Genomic DNA, 656 nt, shown 5'->3' on the forward strand with positions numbered 1-656 from the left:
ATTACTGTCCACTAAAAATCGCAAATAGTTCTTTGAAATAATTGAATTACAGTTTGTTACAAGATATTTTCTTGCGCAACGATTTGAAATCATAACTTTGCAGCCTTAACTTAGGCTGTATATGAATAAAGACAAATACGTTTTCGCCCAAATGGTTGAGTTTTTAGACAATTACAAGTTTCTCCGTATCGTAAAGAAGTATGATGGCAACAAGTATGTTAAGCATTTTACTTGCTGGAATCAACTTCTTACTTTGATGTTCGGACAATTGTGTAACCGCGAAAGTCTTCGTGATCTGATTGTTGCGCTGAATGCACATCAAGAGAAATGCTACCATCTTGGGGTTGGGAAACATGTCACTCGGAGTAACCTTGCAAAAGCAAATGAGAACCGGGACTACCGTATCTTTGAGGACTTCGCATTCTATATGATAAGCGAGGCCAGAAAGAAAAGAATAAATGACATATTCAAACTAAACGGAAATGTATATGCCTTCGATTCTACAACGATTGACTTGTGTCTGAAACTGTTTCCTTGGGCAAACTTCCGTACACATAAGGGAGGTGTCAAAATCCATACGTTGTATGATGTAGAGACTCAAGTACCTGCCTTTATCCATATAACCGAAGCAAAGATAAACGATGTCAAGGCAATGG

At 37.8% G+C, this 656-nt stretch carries 1 protein-coding gene; it reads left to right on the plus strand.

Going from position 1 to position 656, the window contains the following annotated elements:
• Positions 1 to 121 precede the first annotated feature (121 nt).
• Positions 122 to 656: DUF4372 domain-containing protein (locus tag BACCOPRO_RS16935; RefSeq protein ID WP_008145612.1), on the plus strand; the 535-nt coding region annotated here is incomplete at its 3' end.

This window comes from Phocaeicola coprophilus DSM 18228 = JCM 13818 (genome assembly GCF_000157915.1).
GTDB lineage: Bacteria > Bacteroidota > Bacteroidia > Bacteroidales > Bacteroidaceae > Phocaeicola > Phocaeicola coprophilus.